5 protein-coding genes are annotated in these 4,602 nt (G+C 35.9%); all 5 read right to left on the bottom strand.

Annotation, left to right across the window (positions count from 1 at the left end):
• Positions 1-432: 432 nt before the first annotated feature.
• Positions 433-810 carry a sigma factor-like helix-turn-helix DNA-binding protein gene (locus ABT112_RS34735; RefSeq protein WP_351515782.1) on the bottom strand — a complete coding sequence of 126 codons (378 nt, stop codon included), beginning with the start codon at positions 808-810 and terminating at the stop codon, positions 433-435.
• A gap of 466 nt (positions 811-1,276) precedes the next feature.
• Entirely contained in the window at positions 1,277-1,897 is a 621-nt protein-coding gene (locus ABT112_RS34730; RefSeq protein WP_312257958.1) for a hypothetical protein, read from the bottom strand.
• 2 nt (positions 1,898-1,899) lie between these two features.
• Positions 1,900-3,147, bottom strand: a complete 1,248-nt coding sequence (locus ABT112_RS34725) for a phage major capsid protein (protein WP_351515781.1) — start codon at positions 3,145-3,147, stop codon at positions 1,900-1,902.
• Positions 3,148-3,158: 11 nt separating this feature from the next.
• Positions 3,159-3,863 (bottom strand): head maturation protease, ClpP-related, encoded by a 705-nt coding sequence (locus ABT112_RS34720; RefSeq protein ID WP_351515780.1) that lies wholly within the window; start codon positions 3,861-3,863, stop codon positions 3,159-3,161.
• A 45-nt stretch (positions 3,864-3,908) separates the two neighbouring features.
• The coding region (locus ABT112_RS34715; protein WP_351515779.1) for a phage portal protein at positions 3,909-4,602 on the bottom strand (694 nt) is incomplete at its 5' end.

Raw genomic sequence — 4,602 nt, 5'->3', positions numbered from 1 at the left:
AAAATGAATACCCCGCCCCTATTTGTTTTAGGAATACCGTATACCAATAGTGGCTCCCTTTCGAAAAAAGTGATTTTTGAAAACTTTTTTTCTGAAACGAAATCGCTCAACCACAACGATTACAAGGATAATTTACCCCTAAAAGTTATGTAGTAGAAAGGAGGAAATAGGCTAAAAACTCTAAAAAAAGGCTAAAAAGGGGAAACTATTCATAGAAAACAACCAAAAAAACCCTTAACCATGCCATTTACCGATTGTACCCCCCCTATGCAAAAATTTTAAAAAATCACTTTTTTACTCAGGGAGCCACTATTGGTATACGGTATTCCTAAAAGCAATGACGGGGGGGCTATCTAAAAATTATAGAGAAAAAATGATATAATAGGGTTAGGTAACTTATTACTACTTTTCTTTATATTTGTCCGTGAAAATTCACGGGCTTTTTTGTTTTATTGAAAGTTCATTACCTTGTTTTATAATCTTTTTCACTTGCTTAATAGTTGGGTTCGTGTGGTTTCTAATAGTATGTTCGTGTAACAGATAACGACTTGCAACCTCTGATAGTGTCATGCGTTCCATGTATCTAAGTCTGATTAACTCTAGGTCATCATCACTCAATGAATCAAACAGCTCTGTCATCGCGTTGAATATAAAGCGTTGTGGTGTGAGTTGGTCTGTGCTGTCTATCCTATCCGTTAAGCGTTTCATCCCGCCCGTAAAATAAAGCCTAATATTGAATTTAACTTCATTCATCATGTCATCCCTCTTAAACAAAAAAGTACCTCCACAATTAGAGATACTTTCCTGCACTATCATACCATGCGCATTTCTGCGACTTTTGATAGTTCTATTATATCATGCTTTGGCTATAATTTCTTTAGCTTCCTTCATGAGTTTACCTATCTTTGAAGTAATCTGATAAGCGGAAAGTCCTGTCCGTTTTGTAGTCTCTGCAACACTTAATAGTTCAACGTACCTCAAACATAGTAATGCTATGCTGTCAGTATCTGCGGTATCAAATATTTCATCAAGATTATTTAATAGTTTAAGAAGTCTTGGTAAGTTACCTGCTTCAGCTTTTGTCTTTTCAATATAAGACTACCTGCTTTGAGCGCTTAAGTATAATGTTCCTCTAAGATACCACCTTACAACATCTTTAGGCCTTCCCCAATAATATCTGATTGTCATATATTTATCCGTCATGATTCCTTTATAATAACAAGAAAGCCTGATACTTATAGGCTTTCTCAGCTCGAAATTATGGATGATTAAACTCTTATCGGCGTGGAGTATAATAGCTAGGATAATTTGTAATCAGTCCCTCCTCAAGCAAATATTCCATCAATTCATGTTGAAAAGTAGAACTAATCAACCGTGCCATTCTAAAGTAATAAAAGCTTTTGGCTTCAACTAACGGATGGAGGGAATTACCAACGGACTGATCATAATTATTTTCTTTCAAATAGTTCACAATCTCAATGGCTTTATTTTGAGATTCTTCCACTTCTTTACCATAAGCCTTTAATTTTCGTTTTAAAGAATTATCAATTAATCCCTCAATCAATTGAGATTCTGTTGGACTCAAGTGTTCTTGCGAGCGAATAGCCTCAGTTTTAATGGCATAATTGGTTTCTTCATTATTCCAAAATTGATGAAGTGCGTCTTTTTGCTTGGTAAGATGTTCAGTCAGTTCATCAAGTAAAACACGAGCATCTCGTTCTTTAGCCATTTGTGCAAGGGTCGCATCAATATCAGGCTGTTGTTTATCTACTTTCATATTATCAAGTTTTGTGCTTAACTCATTGACTAAGGCTTGCGTTTTTTCAACGGATTGAACCAGAGGAATTGATTGTGCTTTTAATTCTTTTGTTTTTTCTTCAATATGACGAATGTCCATTATTATTTCTCCTGATGATTAGTTGTAGTTGTAGTTGTAGTTGCAGTATTGATATTTCCTTTTTGATCTGAGATCGCTGTAAATGAACCTGCCACAAAAGCTTCTGAGTCAGTAGCTTTAACATCGAAGCGATCGATTACACGAATTTTAGTAGTATCAGTTTCAAATGCACCAGCACCAATATTTGTTGGAAGTAATGACATGTTTTCACGGTCAAACAATGTAATAGCTTGCGACATATCTCCATAGTAAAGTGGATAAACTGTTGATCCAGTATTTGGAAGCCAGCGATCTGCAACAACAATAACTTGTTTACCTTTAATTAGATATGAATTAGGTTTTTTTGGGTCTGGTTCGAGCAAATATTTACCTTCAGCAGTTTTAACCAAAGCAAGTTTATTCAACCCTGACTGGTTAGTCAAAAGACTTGAAGTGGCGATAATCGCAGGATCAACCGCTGTATTAATCATAGTAATAACATCGTCAAATTTAGCGATTGTTGGTTTTTTAGGTGCTGCTTTCATTACTTCGATAATCGCTTGGTTACGAGTCACAACCACTTTCTTAGCAATCCAGCTTGATAACCATGCAAGAATATTTTCTGCTGTATCTTTAAGCAATGTATTCGTTGCAGTGATGATTCCCGCATAACGTTTAATCAAGTATTTGATAATTGTCAACTGAGGATTGTCAAGGTCTGGAATTTTTCCATCTTCTGCATCCATTACAGTCAACGGAGTTACATCAGTCCATTTTTCATATACACGACTACCGTTTGAAGTAGAAACACTCTCAACACGTACATATTGTTGTAGCGAGTCATATTGGCGAACCAATGTGTTAATCATAGTACGGATATCTTGCGGAATAGTAAGTCCAGCAGCACTATCACTTCCGCTAGTTTCAGTTTTAGATGAAACGGTATTCATAAACGCCATAGGGTTACGAACCATATTCACGAAGTCTTTAACAAATTTGTCTTTGAGTTCATTTTCGCTTTTGTTCAATGGACCTTTTTCTTCTTCACGCATATTAACTACTTGCTCAGCTTGAGCTTCAACAAGTTGTTCTCTCAATACGTCGCGGCGAACTTTTTCATTATCACGTTTATTTTTTAATTCTGACATAGCCTCTGCTGAAAAATTATCATCATTAAGAGCCATGTTGATTTGGTCATTAAAGTCTGTGACTTTATCTCCTGAAGCAATCCATGCTTCGTTCAATTGATTTACTGTTAATTTAACTCCCATTTGAGTCTCCTTTATTTTTCTAATAAAATAGCCAACTTACGAGAACGTAAATCGGCTTGTTTGTTTTCTATAATTGGTTCTTCTTTCGGAGGGTTATTCCGATTTTTGAAATTCATGAAATTCATAAATTCATTAAGTTTATCAGCAGTTGGAATATTTCCGATTGAGTTAGAAAATACTGGTTTATTAGCATCTACAAACATAATATTGTCTGCAAATCCTTTATCCACTGCATCTTGAGCTGTCATCCATGTTTCGTTAGACATCAACTGCAACAAATCAGATTGTTTCATACCAGTTTTTAATTCATAAGCTGCAGCAATAGATTGGTCAACACCATTTAAAACTTTAGCTTCTTGCTCAAAGTCGTCAGCATTTCCTTGGCTACCACTCATAGCCTTATGAATCATCAATTGGGCTGTAGGAGAAATATTTACTATATCTCCAGCCATTGCAATTACTGAAGCTGCAGATGCTGCTAAACCAAGAATATTTACTGTAACATTTTGACTTGCACTTTTAAGTGCAGTATAAATGTGAGAAGCAGCAAAAACATCTCCACCATTTGAAGCGATATTTACCGTGATATCCTCGTCATCAGCATTTGCAAGTGCTGTTTTTACTTTTGAAGGACTAGTATAGTCAAGACCAAACCAGTCATACATCATTCCGTAGCTATTATCAACTACATCACCTTCAATGTCGATTACTGTCATCATTTACCTCCTTTCTAAGAATAATCACCATGACCACCTCCTTCCCTATGGTACTGGCTCATTACTTTGGCCAGTTGTCTTTTTATTTGTATTTTCAGGAGCTGGTAGGTCTTTAGGAATATATCCTGCTTCTTGCAAGACAAATGTAGCTTGATTTTCAGCCAATGCACCCCATCTTGTAGCAGTACTAATAGTAGATAAGTAATTATCACCAAGAGGGTCAATAGCTGGTCTCATGTTAACGCTTATGTGGTCGCTTAACTTATACTCCAATTCACTTATAGCAGGTCTTAAATAGCGATTTAATGCACTTGCATACATTCCACTTATTTGTTGAATTGAGGATTGTTGGTCACCTTGTCCACCAATATAGCTGTCAGGAAGCCCATATACTTTGGCATATTGCTTAGAAGTCCAATCTGTTTGTGATAATAATTGAGCTACATTTGATTTAATTTCTAGTGCAGTAAATTCTTCAAGGTCATCTAATACTACAGGACCACCACTTCTTGAACGTTTCATAAACGAACGAGAACGAGATGCTTTATCGTTATCACTAAGAAGCCCACCACCTTTAACAGTAAGTACACCAGGAACATTTAATGAACTATTCAATGAACTAATTGTTAATCTATCAGAGGCTCTTTGGATTTTTGATTCACGCCTCAAAGAGTAAAGTGGACTAATTCCAGTTTTACCACCATCAATTGATAGTAGTTTCATATGAATCAAATCGCTC

Source organism: Streptomyces sp. NPDC002055, assembly GCF_040296705.1.
Classification (GTDB): Bacteria; Actinomycetota; Actinomycetes; order Streptomycetales; family Streptomycetaceae; genus Streptomyces.
Note: the sequence above shows the minus strand (reverse complement) of the source record. Positions and strands in the feature narration are given on the sequence as shown.

Bases quoted from the DNA above. Each gene is read 5' to 3' on its own strand.
- ABT112_RS34725 (WP_351515781.1), bottom strand. From the start codon at position 3,147: ATGGGAGTTAAATTAACAGTAAATCAATTGAACGAAGCATGGATTGCT.
- ABT112_RS34720 (WP_351515780.1), bottom strand. From the start codon at position 3,863: ATGACAGTAATCGACATTGAAGGTGATGTAGTTGATAATAGCTACGGA.
- ABT112_RS34730 (WP_312257958.1), bottom strand. From the start codon at position 1,897: ATGGACATTCGTCATATTGAAGAAAAAACAAAAGAATTAAAAGCACAA.